At 49.2% G+C, this 16,163-nt stretch carries 13 protein-coding genes; 6 read left to right on the forward strand and 7 right to left on the reverse strand.

The window, feature by feature from the left end; all coding sequences use genetic code 11:
• Positions 1-6 precede the first annotated feature (6 nt).
• Entirely contained in the window at positions 7-840 is an 834-nt protein-coding gene (purU, locus tag C9I99_RS17950; RefSeq protein ID WP_107350225.1) for a formyltetrahydrofolate deformylase, read from the forward strand.
• A gap of 174 nt (positions 841-1,014) precedes the next feature.
• On the opposite strand, the gene C9I99_RS17955 is transcribed toward purU, so the two are convergent.
• Positions 1,015-1,605 (reverse strand): VOC family protein, encoded by a 591-nt coding sequence (locus tag C9I99_RS17955; RefSeq protein ID WP_107350226.1) that lies wholly within the window; start codon positions 1,603-1,605, stop codon positions 1,015-1,017.
• Between the two features lie 423 nt (positions 1,606-2,028).
• Here C9I99_RS17955 and argS point away from each other — a divergent pair, with 423 nt between their 5' ends.
• Together argS and C9I99_RS17970 are read left to right on the forward strand one after the other, a co-directional pair.
• Positions 2,029-3,759 (forward strand): arginine--tRNA ligase, encoded by a 1,731-nt coding sequence (gene argS / locus C9I99_RS17965; RefSeq protein ID WP_107350228.1) that lies wholly within the window; start codon positions 2,029-2,031, stop codon positions 3,757-3,759.
• A 135-nt stretch (positions 3,760-3,894) separates the two neighbouring features.
• A complete protein-coding gene (locus C9I99_RS17970) occupies positions 3,895-4,914 on the forward strand; it encodes a GGDEF domain-containing protein (RefSeq protein WP_107350229.1) in 1,020 nt (339 codons plus the stop codon).
• A 31-nt stretch (positions 4,915-4,945) separates the two neighbouring features.
• Here the strand turns inward: C9I99_RS17970 and C9I99_RS17975 are convergent, their stop codons facing one another.
• Positions 4,946-5,551 carry a DUF924 family protein gene (locus tag C9I99_RS17975; protein WP_107350230.1) on the reverse strand — a complete coding sequence of 202 codons (606 nt, stop codon included), beginning with the start codon at positions 5,549-5,551 and terminating at the stop codon, positions 4,946-4,948.
• 318 nt (positions 5,552-5,869) lie between these two features.
• On the opposite strand from C9I99_RS17975, the gene C9I99_RS17980 reads away from it, so the two are divergent.
• Positions 5,870-6,301, forward strand: a complete 432-nt coding sequence (locus C9I99_RS17980; protein ID WP_107350231.1) for an HIT domain-containing protein — start codon at positions 5,870-5,872, stop codon at positions 6,299-6,301.
• A gap of 49 nt (positions 6,302-6,350) precedes the next feature.
• Here C9I99_RS17980 and C9I99_RS17985 read toward each other — a convergent pair whose 3' ends face one another.
• From C9I99_RS17985 to C9I99_RS18005, 5 genes are all read right to left on the reverse strand, one after another.
• The gene (locus C9I99_RS17985; protein ID WP_107350232.1) at positions 6,351-6,596 is read right to left on the reverse strand and encodes a FeoC-like transcriptional regulator; all 246 of its coding nucleotides are present in this window, start codon (positions 6,594-6,596) and stop codon (positions 6,351-6,353) included.
• A complete protein-coding gene (gene feoB / locus C9I99_RS17990; RefSeq protein WP_107350233.1) occupies positions 6,593-8,872 on the reverse strand; it encodes a Fe(2+) transporter permease subunit FeoB in 2,280 nt (759 codons plus the stop codon). Before feoB ends, C9I99_RS17985 begins: the two co-directional genes overlap by 4 nt.
• On the reverse strand, positions 8,872-9,099 hold the full coding sequence (locus C9I99_RS17995) for a FeoA family protein (RefSeq protein ID WP_107350234.1): 228 nt from the start codon (positions 9,097-9,099) through the stop codon (positions 8,872-8,874). The genes feoB and C9I99_RS17995 overlap by 1 nt, the downstream gene beginning before the upstream one ends.
• A 313-nt stretch (positions 9,100-9,412) precedes the next feature.
• Entirely contained in the window at positions 9,413-13,204 is a 3,792-nt protein-coding gene (locus tag C9I99_RS18000; RefSeq protein WP_107350235.1) for a hybrid sensor histidine kinase/response regulator transcription factor, read from the reverse strand.
• A gap of 268 nt (positions 13,205-13,472) precedes the next feature.
• Complete coding sequence (locus C9I99_RS18005) at positions 13,473-14,504, reverse strand: zinc ABC transporter substrate-binding protein (protein ID WP_107350236.1); 1,032 nt, start codon at positions 14,502-14,504, stop codon at positions 13,473-13,475.
• A gap of 93 nt (positions 14,505-14,597) precedes the next feature.
• Between C9I99_RS18005 and znuC the strand changes: the two genes are divergently transcribed.
• Positions 14,598-15,383, forward strand: a complete 786-nt coding sequence (znuC, locus tag C9I99_RS18010) for a zinc ABC transporter ATP-binding protein ZnuC (protein ID WP_107350237.1) — start codon at positions 14,598-14,600, stop codon at positions 15,381-15,383.
• Positions 15,376-16,161, forward strand: coding sequence for a zinc ABC transporter permease subunit ZnuB (znuB, locus tag C9I99_RS18015; RefSeq protein WP_107350238.1), 786 nt, complete (start codon positions 15,376-15,378; stop codon positions 16,159-16,161). Before znuC ends, znuB begins: the two co-directional genes overlap by 8 nt.
• Positions 16,162-16,163: the final 2 nt, after the last annotated feature.

Here is a 16,163-nt window from a genome sequence, read left to right on the forward strand (position 1 = left end):
AAGAACATGGAAAAGAAAACCCTGCTGACCGATTGCCCGGATGCAATGGGCCTGATCAGCAAAATCACCAATATCTGTTACAAGCACCAGCTCAATATTGTTCACAACAATGAGTTTGTCGATCACTCCCATAGCCAGTTTTTTATGCGCACCGAACTGGAAGGCTACTTCAATGACGAAACCTTCCTTTTCGATCTGGACCGTGCACTGCCTGAAGGGAGTCAACGACGCCTGATCGGTTCAGAGCGTAAACGCATTGTGATCATGGTGACCAAAGAAGCTCACTGCTTGGGTGATATTCTGGTCAAAACCTTTGATGGCACACTCGATATCGAAATTGCCGCCATTGTCGGCAACTACGACCATTTGGCTGAGCTCGCCCGCAACTTTGGTATTCCCTACCATCACATCAGCCATGAAGGGATCAGCCGGGACGAGCATGAGGCCCTATTGCTTGAAACCGTGCAGCAGTACACGCCCGATTATGTGGTGCTGGCCAAATACATGCGTATTCTCACGCCGAATTTCGTTGCCCAGTTTCCCCATAAAATCATCAATATCCACCATAGCTTCCTGCCAGCCTTTATCGGTGCCAAACCTTACCAGCAAGCCTTTGAACGCGGGGTGAAAATCATTGGTGCCACAGCCCACTTTGTGACTAACGATCTTGATGAGGGCCCGATCATTACCCAGAACGTGATTCCGGTTGACCATAATTTCAGTGCCAAAGACATGGCACGAGCAGGCAAAGATGTTGAAAAGTCGGTGCTGAGTAAAGCCCTAGGCTTAGTGATTGATGATCGGGTCTTTGTTCACGGTAACCGGACTGTGATTTTGTAATCACCAACAACACTGAACGCCAAGCAGCAGGGCAAATTATCAAAAACGCATAAAGGCATCCATGTCGCTCCTACCCACCATCCATGGTGGGTAGGTTTTGCTAATTTACCCTGCTACTCTCGCAGAAGGAGTACCACAGATTCGATCAGTTCAATAAAGGAGTGACTTCTTTGCTTACTCCGCTTCACTCTCAATGACGGCTTTTAGTGAATGCGGGTGCAGCTTAATACAAACCCCATCTTGCTTGAAAGCATAGGTTGGGTTGGAAAGGCGCTCTTTCTCACCTGACGGGCAGCTGGCTTTCACCTTAATGCCTTTATCGACTAATTTGTCCCACTGACTCGCTAACTCAGGAAACGCTTGATCCAAAGTGACCTTCAACACATCGGTATCGCCTGCCTTTGATGGGATCACAAATTCGATATGCTCCCATCCCTCTTGCGGATACGCTTTTTCCCCCGGATACGGTAATTCCAGTGCTTCGATCTGCCAAGGACCGCAGCTAAGCGGGGTATTAAAGCCAATCACCACAATCGGCCGGCCGTTGATTTCATTGGTCGACCACTCCTTGCCATAAGCCAGCCACGCCTTGTGCAACTGCTCTGCAACGTCCCAATCGTTGACCCGCAAAGCAATATGATCCGCTTGGTAACTGGCAAGCGATAGGCCCAACTCTTCGGCAAGGCGTTCAATTTTCGCCATGAAAGCGGGTAACTGGGCCAACATTTGCTCTGGTAACAGACCTTTTTGTTCTAGCTTGTGCATGTCTTTTCTCCGATTATTCACGCTGAGCGATTGAACGCATAATTATCCATAGTTTTCGGCTTGACAACAGCCCTATTCGCATCGGCAAAGCCCTTGTGCTTGCTAGACTCCTGCATATTTTTCACCCCACTATGGATATTAAAAAAAAATCGCAATCTATTGTCTTTACGGCTTGCCAAACCACCTAAATTTGTGGGTATTATTAGGGCAATGCAACCAGCGTATTCAAGATGTCTCCCCTCTTCCACTTCTGAGGCGGCCCCGTCAAAAATACTCACGTAAATAAATTATCACTTGGTGCTATCTTTATAGGCCAATGGTCGTGATTATTTTTGACGGTTATATCCCTTGAATACGGTGCCGTTTTTGCCTCGCCAATTTGCATTACTTATTGGCGTTACAAACGATTTAAAGGATAAGCGTGTGAACATTCAAGCACTCATTAATGAAAAAGTATCTCAGGCGCTAGAAGCCGCAGGCGCACCTGCCGGCAGCCCTGCTGCAGTTCGCCAGTCTGCGAAAGCGCAATTTGGTGATTACCAAGCCAACGGTGTAATGGGCGTAGCCAAAAAACTGGGTACTAACCCTCGCGAGTTCGCACAAAAAGTTATCGAACAGCTAGACCTTGACGGTATCGCTGAAAAAGTTGAAATCGCTGGCCCTGGCTTTATCAACATCTTCCTGAGCAAAACCTGGCTCGCCGAGCAAGCGGAAAATGCCCTGAAAGATGAACGCCTAGGCGTATCAACTGAAGAACAGCAAACTATTGTTGTTGATTACTCTGCGCCAAACGTTGCCAAAGAAATGCACGTAGGTCACCTACGCTCAACTATCATCGGTGATGCGGTTGTTCGTACCCTTGAGCACCTAGGCCACAAAGTGATCCGTGCTAACCACATCGGTGACTGGGGTACACAGTTCGGTATGCTTATCGCTAACCTTGAGCGTGTACAAAAAGAATCTGGTGAAGTTTCTATGGAGCTTTCTGATCTGGAAGCTTTCTACCGCGAATCGAAAAAGCTGTACGACGAAGATGCCGAGTTTGCAGCACGCGCACGTAACTACGTAGTTAAACTGCAAGGTGGTGACGAGTACTGCGCTGATATGTGGAAGAAGCTGGTTGATGTCACCATGATCCAGAACCAGCGCAACTACGACCGCCTAAACGTATCACTGAGCCGTGATGACGTGATGGGTGAATCAATGTACAACGACATGCTGCCTGGTATCGTGGCTGACCTGAAAGAAAAAGGTCTGGCTGTTGAAGATGACGGCGCGCAGGTTGTTTTCCTTGAAGAGTACAAGAACAAAGACGGCGAGCCTATGGGTGTGATCATCCAGAAGCGCGACGGCGGTTTCCTATATACCACCACTGACATCGCTTGTGCAAAATACCGTTACGAGCAGCTTGGTGCAAACCGTGTGCTTTACTTCATCGACTCCCGTCAGCACCAGCACTTAATGCAGGCTTGGACTATCGTCCGTAAGGCGGAATACGTGCCAGAAACCGTCAGCCTTGAGCACCACGCTTTTGGTATGATGCTGGGTAAAGACGGTCGTCCATTCAAGACCCGTGCAGGTGGTACCGTTCGCCTAGCCGACCTTCTTGACGAAGCTGAAGTACGTGCAACGAAGCTGATCGAAGAGAAAAATCCTGAACTAGACGCTGAAGAGAAAGCCAACATTGCCAACACGGTTGCAATGGCTGCGGTTAAGTATGCTGATCTGTCTAAGCACCGTACCACTGACTACATCTTCGACTGGGACAACATGCTTGCCTTCGAAGGTAACACGGCACCGTACATGCAATACGCATACACCCGTGTCGCTTCTATCTTCAAGCGTGCAGATGTTGAGCTTGCTGATCTGACTCACCCTGTCGTGATTAACGACGAGAAAGAACAAGCACTGCTTTCTGCCCTGCTTCAGTTCGAAGAAGCGGTACAGAATGTAGCTCGTGAAGGTCAGCCACACCTAATGTGTACCTACCTATTCGAGCTAGCAGGTAAATTCTCAAGCTTCTACGAAGCGTGCCCTATCCTGAACGCTGAAGAAGGCGTTAAGCAGAGCCGTCTGAAACTGGCCCTACTGACAGCGAAGACAATCAAGCAAGGTCTGGATCTGCTGGGTATCGAAACTCTTGAGCGCATGTAATAAAACGCTAGCATAATTCAATAAATATCTAATAATTCATAGCCTTCTAGGGTATCCTTAGAAGGCTATTTTATTATCTATAGCTATATTCATAGCAATTGGCGATCAGAAGACCAGTAATATTGGATGTTAGGTATGAGTAACGACAGCTTTGCAAAATCAACGGAGATCCTCAAACAAGCCGTTCCCCTGATGATTAAGCATAAGGTCCCCACCACCCCAACCAACTATGCCCTGTGGTATACCTATAGCTCTCAGCAAAATCCCCCGCTCAATATAGCACTCGAACGTGGTATCGAAGCTATCGGCCATTGCACGCCGACATTGTGCGAAACCCTGTACCAAGACCACTTAGCCAGCCAAACCGATAACAACGTCAAACAGCTCAAGCTCAGTCTCACGGCTATGATGCAGGAGCTCTCCCACAGTATGGCTGACACCCTGTCAGATACCAATAGCTTCCATAATGTGCTTGAGTCAACATTCGGTCGGCTGGAGCAGGTTGGAAAAGAAGGGGTATCCCTTGAAGAGACCATTACCTTAGTTCGTGAGCTGCTTCGCGAATCACAGCAGATGCGCCAATCGACAGGGCTGTTTAAAGGCCAGCTCGATTCTGCCCAGCAAGAGATCCAGTCCTTGCGGGCTGCGCTTAACAAAAGCCAACAGCAGGCCAACGAAGATGCGTTAACCACACTCTACAATCGTCGTGCCTTTGATCAGGATATTCAAAGCTATCTCGACAACCAGATCCCGACTAGCCTGGTGTTGCTAGACATTGACCACTTCAAATACTTCAATGATGAATTCGGCCACCTTATGGGCGATCAGGTCTTGAAGATGGTCGCCAAAAGGCTATCGGAGTGCTGCCGTGATTATGCCAAAGCCTATCGCTTCGGTGGGGAGGAGTTTGCCATTTTGCTGCCGCATAAGTCATTACCCTCGGCCCGCCAGCAAGCGGAAACCATGCGCAGAGCCATTGAAAAAATTTCGATACGCGATAAGAAATCTGGGCAACGGATCAATTCCGTTACCGCCTCATTTGGTATCAGTAGCTCACAAGATAATGAGCACAGCTTGGCCGTTATTGAGCGCGCTGATCACTTCCTCAGCCAAGCCAAGCAACTGGGGCGAAACCGGGTACTGCCGATTTCCTAGCCCAGCAAGCTGACGGCTTTGCCAGCTTCAGCTACTGACCAAACCGTTGGCCACCTTTATGCAGCCATTCCAGCTCTTCCTGAGTCGATAAGCGGCCAAAAGCCGCGTTACGGTGCGGAAAACGGCCAAAGCGCTTAATCACATCATGATGGCTGACCGCATACTGATAGAAACCCTCGAAGGTATCGGCATGTGCCGGGTTAACCGTCTGCATCAGGCGGTCAAACCGAAATACCGCCTCTTCCTGATCCTCGATGGCTTCTGAATGCTCCAGAGGCAAGTAGAAAAACACGCGCTCTATTGGCGTTAGATCCAGGTCTTGGTTCTTTGCCAAGCCCCGCCGACACAAAGCCAATGCCAGTGAGTCATAGCGAAATGCAGCACTTAAACCGCGGTAAATATTGCGGGTAAATTGATCGAGCAGAATGATCAGCGCGAGGGTCCCCCTTGGCTCCTCAGTCCACGCACTGAGTTCACCGAGCCCAGCCTGACTCACTTGATGTAGGAAACGTTCGGCAATAATTTGATCCGTTTCTTTCCCGCCACGAAACCACAGTGTATTCCGATCCGTGACCGTTACTTCTTCACCTATCTCGCCGAACCAAAAGTCCAGCACATCTTGATATTGAGCACCCATGCCTCACTCCCACTAGAACGCCGTCACGATACCGCCGATTTCACAACGCGGATAATCCCGAACCCACTTCCTGCTCACATCCTATATCCAAGTAACTCAAGCCGTTTGATTCCGAGAAAGTTACTTGAGTATATTTCACCTACGCATTAAAAAATTACCGCCGGTCATGGCAGAAAGCATTGCTACTGCATTATATTCACACTATCGTATTGTTATCAGTGCAGCTCCTGATGTCGTTATCCTACCCCAAAGCCCATTTTCGGCTGTTGGCAAATATCTCAGCATGTGAGCTGCACAATACAATTAAGGAATAATTCCATGCAGTTTTCACTTCATCCGAGACTGGCCGCAGATACTACGATTGTCGGTAACCTTCCACTGTGCCAAGTACTGCTATCTAAAGAAGCCCTTGGCCCTTGGCTTATTTTAGTGCCACGTAAAGACGCCCTGCGCGAAATCCATCACTTACCAGAAACCGAACAGCTTCAATTGATGAAAGAGTCCTGTGCCGTGGCGACAGTGCTTGAAAAAGATTATCAGGCAGACAAAATCAACGTTGGCGCTTTGGGTAACCTTGTGCCACAGTTGCATGTCCATCATATCGCCCGCTTCAAAGATGATGTTGCTTGGCCGGGCCCTATCTGGGGCAATACTGACGGCACTCAGCGTGACGAGGCCCTGCAACAAGCCCTCACCGAAGAGCTAAGGGCCGAGCTGAGCCACATCGACGGTTTCAGCACCGTGGAATAAGGCAAAAAAAAGGCAACCCGCAGGTTGCCTTTTTCTTTTCAATTACTTGCTAGCCACGCATAACGGTGACTGAAAGCTCATCACTCTTGAGCGGACGATACCAGATCTCTTGCGCGCCCTGGCAGCACCCATCACTGTCGCAGCCGATCAGCTCCTTGCCCAACTTGCCTTTGCGGATCCATACATCCAGCATGGCCTCGACGCCGTCTTCGGACATCCCGAACCGCATTGCCAATACCTTGCGGCTGGCGCGACCGTGTTGCTCAATATATTGTTTCAGCTGCTGCAGGATCATAGGGTGACTAGCTCCTCAGTTTGCACTTGCTGTCCCTTACGCTTGAAGGTAATAAACAGGCCAGCATTGATAGCCGTGAACAAACCAATCCACATCATGCTCGTTGCCGGGTGATCGGCAAAATGAGCGATCTGGTAGTAATAAGTCGCAAAGGTATACGCCAGTAACATGGTATATGAGGCAATGAACAGCGAATACTTCTGGCCAAACTCACGCACATAGGCCCCCATAGCTGCTGCACAAGGCGTGTAGAGCAAAATGAAGATCAGGTATGCCATTGCCGCTGCAGAGCTCACAAAGTGCGCCTGGATGTTACCAAAGATTGATGCATCGACTTCCTGCTCTTGTGCAACCGCCGCGGTATCTTCTAATTCACCGACATCGATACCTAGTGGGTCAGAATAGCTTAGCCCAGACAAGTTATCACCAATACTCGCTACCGCTTCTTGCAGGCTTCCCACCAAGTCGTACTCGGCGTCTTCCTCACCTTCAGCTGGCGCATATAAGTTATTTAAGGTACCAACTACCGCTTCTTTGGCAAAGATACCCGTCAGAATCCCCACGGTTGCAGGCCAGTTATCTTCCTTCACACCAATTGGTGCCAATACTGGTGTAATGACCTGAGCTGTTTTTGCCAGTACCGAGTTTGGCGTATCTTCATTACCGAACGAGCCATCGGTGCCCAGTGAGTTGAAGAAGCTCAAAATGGCGACAACCACGACAATGGTCTTACCGGCACCCAGCACAAACTTCTTCAGCTTCTGCCATGTTTTGATACCGACATTACGCAGTGTCGGCATTTCGTAGTCCGGCATTTCCATGATAAAGCTATCGCTGCTACCCGGGTAAATAGTATGGCGTAACACCAAGCCTGTCAGAACGGCAGCCGCAATACCCAGCAGGTATAGCCCAAACACCACATTTTGGCCGTTTTCAGGGAAGAAAGCCGCGGCAAATAGCGCATAAACAGGAAGTCGAGCCCCGCAAGACATAAATGGCGCCATCGCGGCGGCCAGTTTACGCTCACGCTCCTGCTCCAGCGTACGGGTTGCCATAATTGCCGGTACGTTACAGCCAAAGCCCAGAACCAATGGAACAAAAGCTTTACCCGGCAAACCAACTTTCTGCATCACTTTATCAAGAACGAAAGCAGCACGTGCCATATAGCCTGAGCTCTCGAGCATTGCCAAGAACAGGTACAAACAGGCAATAACTGGAATAAATGTTGCGACAGTCTGGATACCGCCACCAATACCATCAGCAATCACTGTTGTAAGCCATATCGGCAGGTGATCATCCAGCAGGTAATGGCCACCATCCACCAGAATGGCACCGGCACTGATATCGAAAAAGTCGATAAAGGCACTACCGATATTGATGGAGAACATGAACATCAGGTACATCACGACAAAGAAGAAGGGAATACCAAATGCACGGTTAAGCAACACGCTGTCGATTTTATCGCTCAAACTCCGGCTCAGCTTGCCTTCCTGACGGCGGACTTTACTGCAGAGCTGGTGCAAGAAGCTATAGCGCACATCGGCAACCTGGATGTCAGGGTCAATATCAACCATCAAGTTATTGCGAACATTGCATACCTGATTTTTCTGCTCTTCAGAAAGTCCGTTGATCACTAATGTGTCATTTTCCAGCGCCCTGATAGCTTGCGCGCGACTATTTAGCTGGTCAGCGGTAAAGAAAGATTCCGTCTCGGCAATCGCCTGCTCAAATTGGGAACCGTAATCCAGTGTGAGTTCGTTGACCGCAATTCCCTGGGCCAGCATTTTATGCAGGTGGGTTTTAAATTCGGTAACCTGCTTGAGGTTATTTGCCGACAAGCTCAATACCGGACAGCCCAAAACTTTCTCGAGCCCTTTGATATCCAGTTTCTGGCGCTGGCGCTCAAGCACATCCATCTTGTTCAGTACGACAACCATTGGTCGGCCCAACTCACGCAACTGCAGGGTCATGTACAGGCTGCGCTCAAGGCAAGATGCATCAACCACATTGATGATGACATCCGCCGGCATGGTCAATATGGCGCGGGAGGCAATTGCTTCATCCAAGCTGTTGACGTCATTGGCACTATCAAGATTGTAAATACCAGGAAGATCGGTCAGCGCAAAACTATCGCCAGCACACTCATAGCGACCTGTTTTCTTTTCTACGGTTACCCCAGCCCAGTTACCCACCTGTTGCTTGGCTCCTGTCAGGCCGTTAAACAAGGTTGTTTTACCGCTGTTAGGGTTACCGACTGTCAGAATATTGTACGGCATCAGTTCACCTCCACATCAATGCTTTCAGCTAGTTGCTTACGCAATGCGATATCCACACCGCGTACTCGCACCTGCAGAGGGTCCCCTAAAGGCGCAACGCGAATAACGCTTACAGGCGTATTCGGCAGCATTCCCATTACCATAAGCTTTTTACGGGTAGCGACGGGTAAGCCCGCTAAACTGGTAACCCTTCCCTCAGCCCCGCATGACATTTCTGACAGTTTCATTCCAAATCGCCACCCTAAATAAGAATAATTAGCATTAGTGCTTTCAATGTTACAGATTGAAACACATTGTTTGTTGTTTTAAATCAAAAAAGCGCCCTCATTTTTGCATTCATTGTTTGCATTATTGACACCAAGCACGTTCTGCGACCATAACGCTGGCAAATTGACGCCCCAAAAAGGTCGCCATATATTGAAGATAAATTAAAACATGAACTTATTGGCAATGTGGCGTGATATTACAGGTGGTGATGCCTGCTTGATAACGAGGAAGAAGGGTAGCCGTGATATGGCCGACAGGCCATATCACGATTTTTTATCCCATATTGATAGAACTCATGGCAAATTCGGCCGGAGTTTGGCCGCAGTAGGCCTTGAAACGGGTACTGAAGTAGGCCGGATCCCTGAAGCCGCAAGCAAGAGCAACATCAGATATCTTATCGCCCTGCCTGAGCATCACCGTTGCCTGCTCAAAGCGAAACTGGGTAACATAGTCTTTGAATGACAACCCGAACTCTTGTTTGAAGCGCTGCTGAAATGTCCGCTCTGACATATACAGGGCTTTGGCTGCCGCAGAAGTGCCAAAGTCCGAATGGTGAAAGTGTTCCGACACTAACGACTGGACACTCCCCTGCCATTCACTTCCCTGCCGCTCTTCAAACGCTGTTTTCTTTCCTAAGGCGGCTTGCTGATGCCTCAACAAATATTCAATCTCAGCTAACAGCGATTGAGCCTGTAATGGCTTCGTGAGTAATTTGTCAGCCCAACTTACAGGGTCGTGGTCATGTGCATTGCTCTTTGTTACCGCGCAAACTGCAACGATCACAGGCGAATGCTGGCCAAAGAAGTCATCCTTTAGCCCCTGAAGCAACTGCTCATCACTTGACTCAAGTACAGACTGATCAATTAGCACAACATCAGGCAATTGCTCATCGAGTAACATTAGATCCTCATAATCTCCGCGAGAATAAGTCACATGATAGTGTTCAGATAACAGGTTACCCCACTCACTATCAGCATCTTCCTCTTCACCGATGATCATTATCCAGTCCGATAGTTCGTGCTCCGTTTTCTCCATTCGGTTAGGCAAGGATCTAGCCGCTAATGGCAGACGAATAATAAATTCACTTCCCACCCCTTGGTAACTGATGACCGAAATCGTCCCGTGGTAAGTCTCGACCAGTTGCTTGACAGTGCTCAGCCCCAGGCCAAAACCACCTTCGGCGCTATATTGAGGTTCTTCTTGATAATAGCTATCGAATAAACGAGCTTTGGTTTGCTCTGACATGCCACGCCCGGTATCACTGACCGAAATAACCAGCAGCGGCTCCTGAACCCTCACATTGACGGTGATCCCCCCTTTACTATCCGTATATTTCATGGCATTGGACAATAAGTTACCTAGCATGATTTCGAGGTGGTAAGGAGCAAGGTCAATACACGTTTCGGCTGAGGTATGATCTTCAAGACACAGGGCGATATGTTTTTTCTCTGCTTCGATTTGCCAACTCATACAGCAAGCCTGAATGATCGGGCCGACCAACTGCTCACACGTTTTCTTCGGTTCCACTAGCGCAAAAACATCGCGAGCCAGTAGCTGTTCGGTCACGTGCAAAGCATGAACAATATTCTTTTCAGCGATATCGATCTTGCTCGGGGCCTGACAATACGGCCGAAGATCTGACAATAAGCCAAGCGACAGCTGCAATGGGGTTCTCAACTCGTGGGAAAGGTGCGCCATAACATGCTGCCTGACATCCAATATTCGCTGCAGATGCACATTACTCGCATTGAGTTGCTTTTTCTGCAGCTCAATTTTGGCCGTTTTTTGGAACACAGCCTGTTTGAGCTGTTGTGCTTGATCCCGAAACACCTTACTCCGCCAGTAGAAGAGCAGCAGCACCAGTAACAAGATCGACAAGACCACAAAGCCTACCAGTGCCTGATAAACCCGCCAGGCAGATTGAACCGTGAATACGTAGCTCAACTCAACCCGATCGTCACCTGATGGCTTTACCCTGCGAACTTGCAACGTATAGCGCCCAGCAGACAAGGTTCCAACCGATAGCAACGGTTGGGCTGCAATTTGCCACTCTCCAGCTTGCTCGTTTTCATCGACCAAGCGATATTGATACAACACTGAATGTGACGGCATGGTCTCGAGCTTAAAGGCGATTGCCGCTCCATAGGGCAAGCGTCTAAGTTGACTCCAGGAATCTCCCAGCGGCCAAATATCATCATCGACCCATACCGCGCTGAGTGACAATTTGGGCTCAACGGTATATTCGTCAAACAATGCCTCATCAGGAATGCTCAGTACCCCTTGTCGATATCCGAGCACCAGTGCATTCATGTCATCCTGCAAACAGCTACGCGAGCCCACATCATCAGGCACTAATCCACTGTCGAAGCCAAGGTGCTGTCTTAGATCCGCATAATAGCTGACAAACGACAGCCCATTACTCGAGGAAAGCCACACCCCATTACTGCCACCAGCAAGGCAATATGGCCGAACGAGATCGGAAGACAGTTGGACCTCTTGCAGCTTGAGCGGAGCCAGGCCCTGGGAGACTAGCAGCGCATAGTCCGTCGCCACCCACAACTGCCCCATTCGGTCTTCATAAATATCAATGATCCCACCCAGCTCGGTGGTACCCGGGACGAAATGAAGCATCCCAGCATCAAACTTGTACATACCATAGGTCGTGCCGACCCAAACCTGATATTCACTGTCTTCCACAATACTGGTGATCTGCTCACCGCCTACCGGATCCCTCAGCCAATGACTGCCAAAATGCATCCATTCCCTGAACTCCGGCCAATAACGGTACAGCCCGTTTTCGGCCCCGAGCCAAACCGAGCCAAAGTGATCCACCATAAGTCTATTTATTGTCTGGCTTGGTATATCTTGCGGCATACCGATACGCTGGATACGGGACTGCCCAACGTCATACAACGCCAACCCATTCTCGAGCAACATCCAAAGTCGGCCATTGGATAAAGTCAACTGCTTGATTGCGCCCAAATCAGGCGTATGCTGGACAATATCAAGCATTGGCGAAAGCTCAAATAGGCCGTTATCGGTTGCTAGCCAATAATGACCATTTCTGGCATGGGCAATATCGGCAATCAACGTAGCATCTATCTGCCCTTCCTCTTTGCCTAGTCGCACCCGCTTTAGCCGGTGAGAGCCTACCGGTAACTGACTCATTCCTTTTGGCGTGGAGACCCATAGGTTCCCCTGTAGGTCTTGATGGAGATCCACCACTCGGCGGCCAGGCAGGGCATATTTATCGTAGTCAGAGGGCATGAAGTGCTGGTTTATCACCATGTCCAGCCCCATCAAATAGAGCCCCGAGGTACTACCTACCCACATACCTTCCGGCGTTGCTTGTAGGCTCAGTACCGCCTTGTCGCCACCGAGAGAATGCAACGAGCCATCCTTGCCTTTCACTACCCCTCCCCGCGTACCAAACCACAGCTCACCCTGTAAATCTTGCTCCACAGCCGTTACATGGTGATCATCGAGTATTTTCGTAGGGGGTAAATCCGGTGACAAGTATTCATAGACCCCCTGCTGAGCGGCAACATACAGGTGATTACCGGCCGCATGTAAGCCTGATAGCTTTATCGGGTGGGGAAAAGGCAAGAATTGTGCATTCGGCTCATCCTCCGAAAGACGATACACCCCCCGGCGATTGGCAAACCAGGCGGCATTTTCCAGCTGAATCACCGACTCAATAGGGATCAGGCTAATATTGTGCCTTTCCAGCAGGGCAAGTTCGGGAGAATAGGAGTAGGCATGGCTATCTTTGACCAGCCACAGTGTTTTATTCACCACGGCCATATCGGTCACACCAGTGATAGGCTTGCCCTCTCTGTCGAGCGCAGGCTTGAGATTCGAGCCATCATAAAATTGCAGTTGGCCGCGAATATCCACCAGCCACAGGCCCTTATTGGCGTCATTGATCATTTTACGAACGGACAGTGTCGTTGGCCCATTGAGTTCTGACATTGAACGGAAGAGGTAATTCGAGGCAAAGGCTGACGCCGAATTAGCCAGTCCCATGACCAAGATAAAGGTCACAAGTAATAATCGTCTGTCCATAACAGCGTAAATAAAATCCCAACCCCAAAACAATCGCGCTTATTATGCAGTATTGACCGTTTGAATATAAGCGGGCATTTATAAAATGAGGCAGAATGCATAAAAAAACGCACCTCAGTGCGTTTTGTTATCATTCTCATACCATAAAGCGTTGGAAAAAAAACGTATATACTTTTTAAAAGGGAATACCATTCCAGCAAACCTTCGCCTTACATTGAATGAGCTGGCCCCCCCCTTAATCCTGCACGGTGAGGTAACTTGGGTATACTTATTTCAGGCATTGGCTAAAACTATGGCCTAGCGTATGAAGAAACTCGACATAGCTACCATCACCATAGGCAATATCCGCCCCCATAGGATCCAACGTACCAATACTGACCCCAGTCCCCCTTACAACACTGTCAACCACAGCAGGAGAGAACTGAGGCTCACTGAACACACAGTGCGCATGCTGATCTTTGAGTGAATTACGAATTGAGATCAACGTTTTGGCACCTGGTCGGCGATCAGGTTCAACCGTGAAGTGGCCAAGGTTATTCAGGCCAAACTGCTCTTCGAAATAGCCATAGCCATCATGGAAAACGAAGTACCCTCGATCAGCAACCGGTGCCAATGTCTGTTCAAGAGACACCATTGCCGCTTTCACTTCATGACTAAAATTCACGAGGTTTGCTTTGAATTTCTCTTCATGGGCTGGGTCAAGTTCTGCCAGTTTATCGGCAATCACTTGCGCAGCTTGGATTGCCTGCTCAGGACCTAACCAAAAGTGAGGATCGATACCATCGTGGCTGTGGCCATGGTGGTCATCATGCCCATGCTTGTCGTGATCATGGCCTTCATGCTCATCATGCCCGTGCTTGTCGTGATCATGGCCTTCATGCTCATCATGTCCGTGCTTGTCGTGATCATGGTCTTCATGCTCATCATGTCCGTGCTTATCGTGATTATGGCCTTCCTGAACATCACCATAGTGGCGGAAATCAATACTGTGCTGTGACGTCAATGTCAGTGTATTTTCGTTACCGTCCAGCACTCTCGTCAAAAACTGCTCCAACTCGGGGCCAACCCAAATCACCAAGTCAGCATCGTTGAGTTTGCGAGCATCCGAAGGGCGCAGTGCGTAATCATGGGGTGATGCGCCTGCTGGCAACAGCGTTTCAATCGACGTTACTCCCTGGGTCAACTCCTGAACAATCATGGTGACTGGCTTCACGGTCGACACCACTTTCAGATCTTGAGCATAAACTGAAGGTGCACACAACAAGCCCAGCGTGCTACAGGTAAAGAGTAAACGGCGCATATAAGTTTCCCTGAATAATTCTTGATTACAACATTTGCCAAAGATGTTATATTATAACATCTCACTTTGGCAAATACCTTAAGCAAGAAATATATGACCTCCTTAGTTGAATTACAGTCGGTCACAGTCACGTACTCGGAAAAGCATGTGCTGGATCAGGTTTCCCTAAAGCTAGAACGGAAACAGATCACGACCCTGATCGGCCCAAATGGTGCCGGCAAGTCGACCCTTGTCAAAGTCATCACAGGTTTGACCAAGCCAACAGTAGGGAACATTATTCGTCAGAAAGGACTTCGTATTGGTTATGTGCCGCAAAAGTTGGCACTCAACAACACACTGCCGCTTAGCGTCGATCGGTTCATGCGCTTAGCCGGCCGTTACAAAGAAGCCCAGCGCATAGAGGCACTTGAACTCGTCAGCGGCAAGCATCTGCACCATAGCAATATGCACTCGCTATCCGGTGGTGAGATGCAGCGCGTACTGCTCGCAAGGGCGTTGCTGCAAAAACCAGACTTGCTGGTGCTCGATGAGCCCGTGCAAGGGGTGGATGTCAATGGCCAGCTAGAGCTATACAGCCTGATCCAGGCGCTGCGTGACAAGCTCAACTGCGCCATATTGATGGTCTCGCACGACTTACACTTGGTAATGGCAAAAACCGACCATGTCATCTGCCTACACCATCATATTTGCTGCTCTGGCGAACCAGAGGCGATCACCAGTCATCCATCGTATGTCGCACTCTTCGGCCGACATCAGTGTGAACAACTGGCACTTTACCAGCACCACCATAACCATGAGCATGATTTATCTGGCAACCCAGTCGGTCCCTGCCAGCATGAACACCAGCATTCAGAACAACAAGAGATAAACAATGCTTGATTTATTGCTTCCCGCATTGATTGCGGGCATTGGCATCGCCATCCTTGCCGGCCCGCTAGGCTCCTTTGTCGTTTGGCGCAAAATGGCCTATTTCGGTGACACCTTATCCCATGCTTCACTATTGGGTATTGCGCTTGGATTCTTGTTCAACATCAACCTCAATCTTGCCCTGCTCATATGCTGTCTTGCCTTAGCGGTGATTCTTGTTGGCCTGCAAAAACAAAAATATGTCGCTACCGACACTCTGCTAGGCATACTTGCACACAGTGCACTTTCACTTGGCTTGGTGGCGGTCAGTTTCCTCGATCATGTCCGAATCGACCTGATGTCTTATTTATTTGGCGACTTGCTCGCTGTCACCCCTTCAGATCTGCTTTGGATCTACGGGGGAGGTGCGATTGTGATGGCCATGCTGATCACTTTATGGCGACCATTGCTATCAATGACGATCAATGAAGAGTTGGCACAAGTCGAAGGGGTTAATGTCGATTTAATGCGCCTACTGCTGATGATCATGGTGGGTATGGTTATTGCTGTGGCGATGAAGTTTGTCGGCGCGTTGATCATAACCTCTCTTCTGATCATCCCAGCAGCAACAGCTCGCAAATTCTCTCGCAGCCCTGAAACGATGGCAGTACTGGCATCGGTACTCGGTATCATTGCAGTTATGTGCGGGTTAGCCATGTCGTGGCATTATGATACCCCAGCAGGGCCTTCGGTCGTGGTATCGGCAGCTGCCCTGTTCATGATTAGTCAATTCAAACGTACCGAAGCCTAGTC

The sequence above is a fragment of the Photobacterium lutimaris genome, assembly GCF_003025555.1.
GTDB classification, from domain to species: domain Bacteria; phylum Pseudomonadota; class Gammaproteobacteria; order Enterobacterales; family Vibrionaceae; genus Photobacterium; species Photobacterium lutimaris.

What these genes read in the sequence shown, in the direction of transcription:
- C9I99_RS17975 (WP_107350230.1), bottom strand. Translation starts at nt 5,551, where the DNA reads ATGGGTGCTCAATATCAAGATGTGCTGGACTTTTGGTTCGGCGAGATA.
- C9I99_RS18005 (WP_107350236.1), bottom strand. Translation starts at nt 14,504, where the DNA reads ATGCGCCGTTTACTCTTTACCTGTAGCACGCTGGGCTTGTTGTGTGCA.
- C9I99_RS17995 (WP_107350234.1), bottom strand. Translation starts at nt 9,099, where the DNA reads ATGAAACTGTCAGAAATGTCATGCGGGGCTGAGGGAAGGGTTACCAGT.
- C9I99_RS17970 (WP_107350229.1), top strand. Translation starts at nt 3,895, where the DNA reads ATGAGTAACGACAGCTTTGCAAAATCAACGGAGATCCTCAAACAAGCC.
- C9I99_RS17980 (WP_107350231.1), top strand. Translation starts at nt 5,870, where the DNA reads ATGCAGTTTTCACTTCATCCGAGACTGGCCGCAGATACTACGATTGTC.
- C9I99_RS18000 (WP_107350235.1), bottom strand. Translation starts at nt 13,204, where the DNA reads ATGGACAGACGATTATTACTTGTGACCTTTATCTTGGTCATGGGACTG.
- purU (WP_107350225.1), top strand. Translation starts at nt 7, where the DNA reads ATGGAAAAGAAAACCCTGCTGACCGATTGCCCGGATGCAATGGGCCTG.
- C9I99_RS17985 (WP_107350232.1), bottom strand. Translation starts at nt 6,596, where the DNA reads ATGATCCTGCAGCAGCTGAAACAATATATTGAGCAACACGGTCGCGCC.
- znuB (WP_107350238.1), top strand. Translation starts at nt 15,376, where the DNA reads ATGCTTGATTTATTGCTTCCCGCATTGATTGCGGGCATTGGCATCGCC.
- znuC (WP_107350237.1), top strand. Translation starts at nt 14,598, where the DNA reads ATGACCTCCTTAGTTGAATTACAGTCGGTCACAGTCACGTACTCGGAA.
- C9I99_RS17955 (WP_107350226.1), bottom strand. Translation starts at nt 1,605, where the DNA reads ATGCACAAGCTAGAACAAAAAGGTCTGTTACCAGAGCAAATGTTGGCC.
- feoB (WP_107350233.1), bottom strand. Translation starts at nt 8,872, where the DNA reads ATGCCGTACAATATTCTGACAGTCGGTAACCCTAACAGCGGTAAAACA.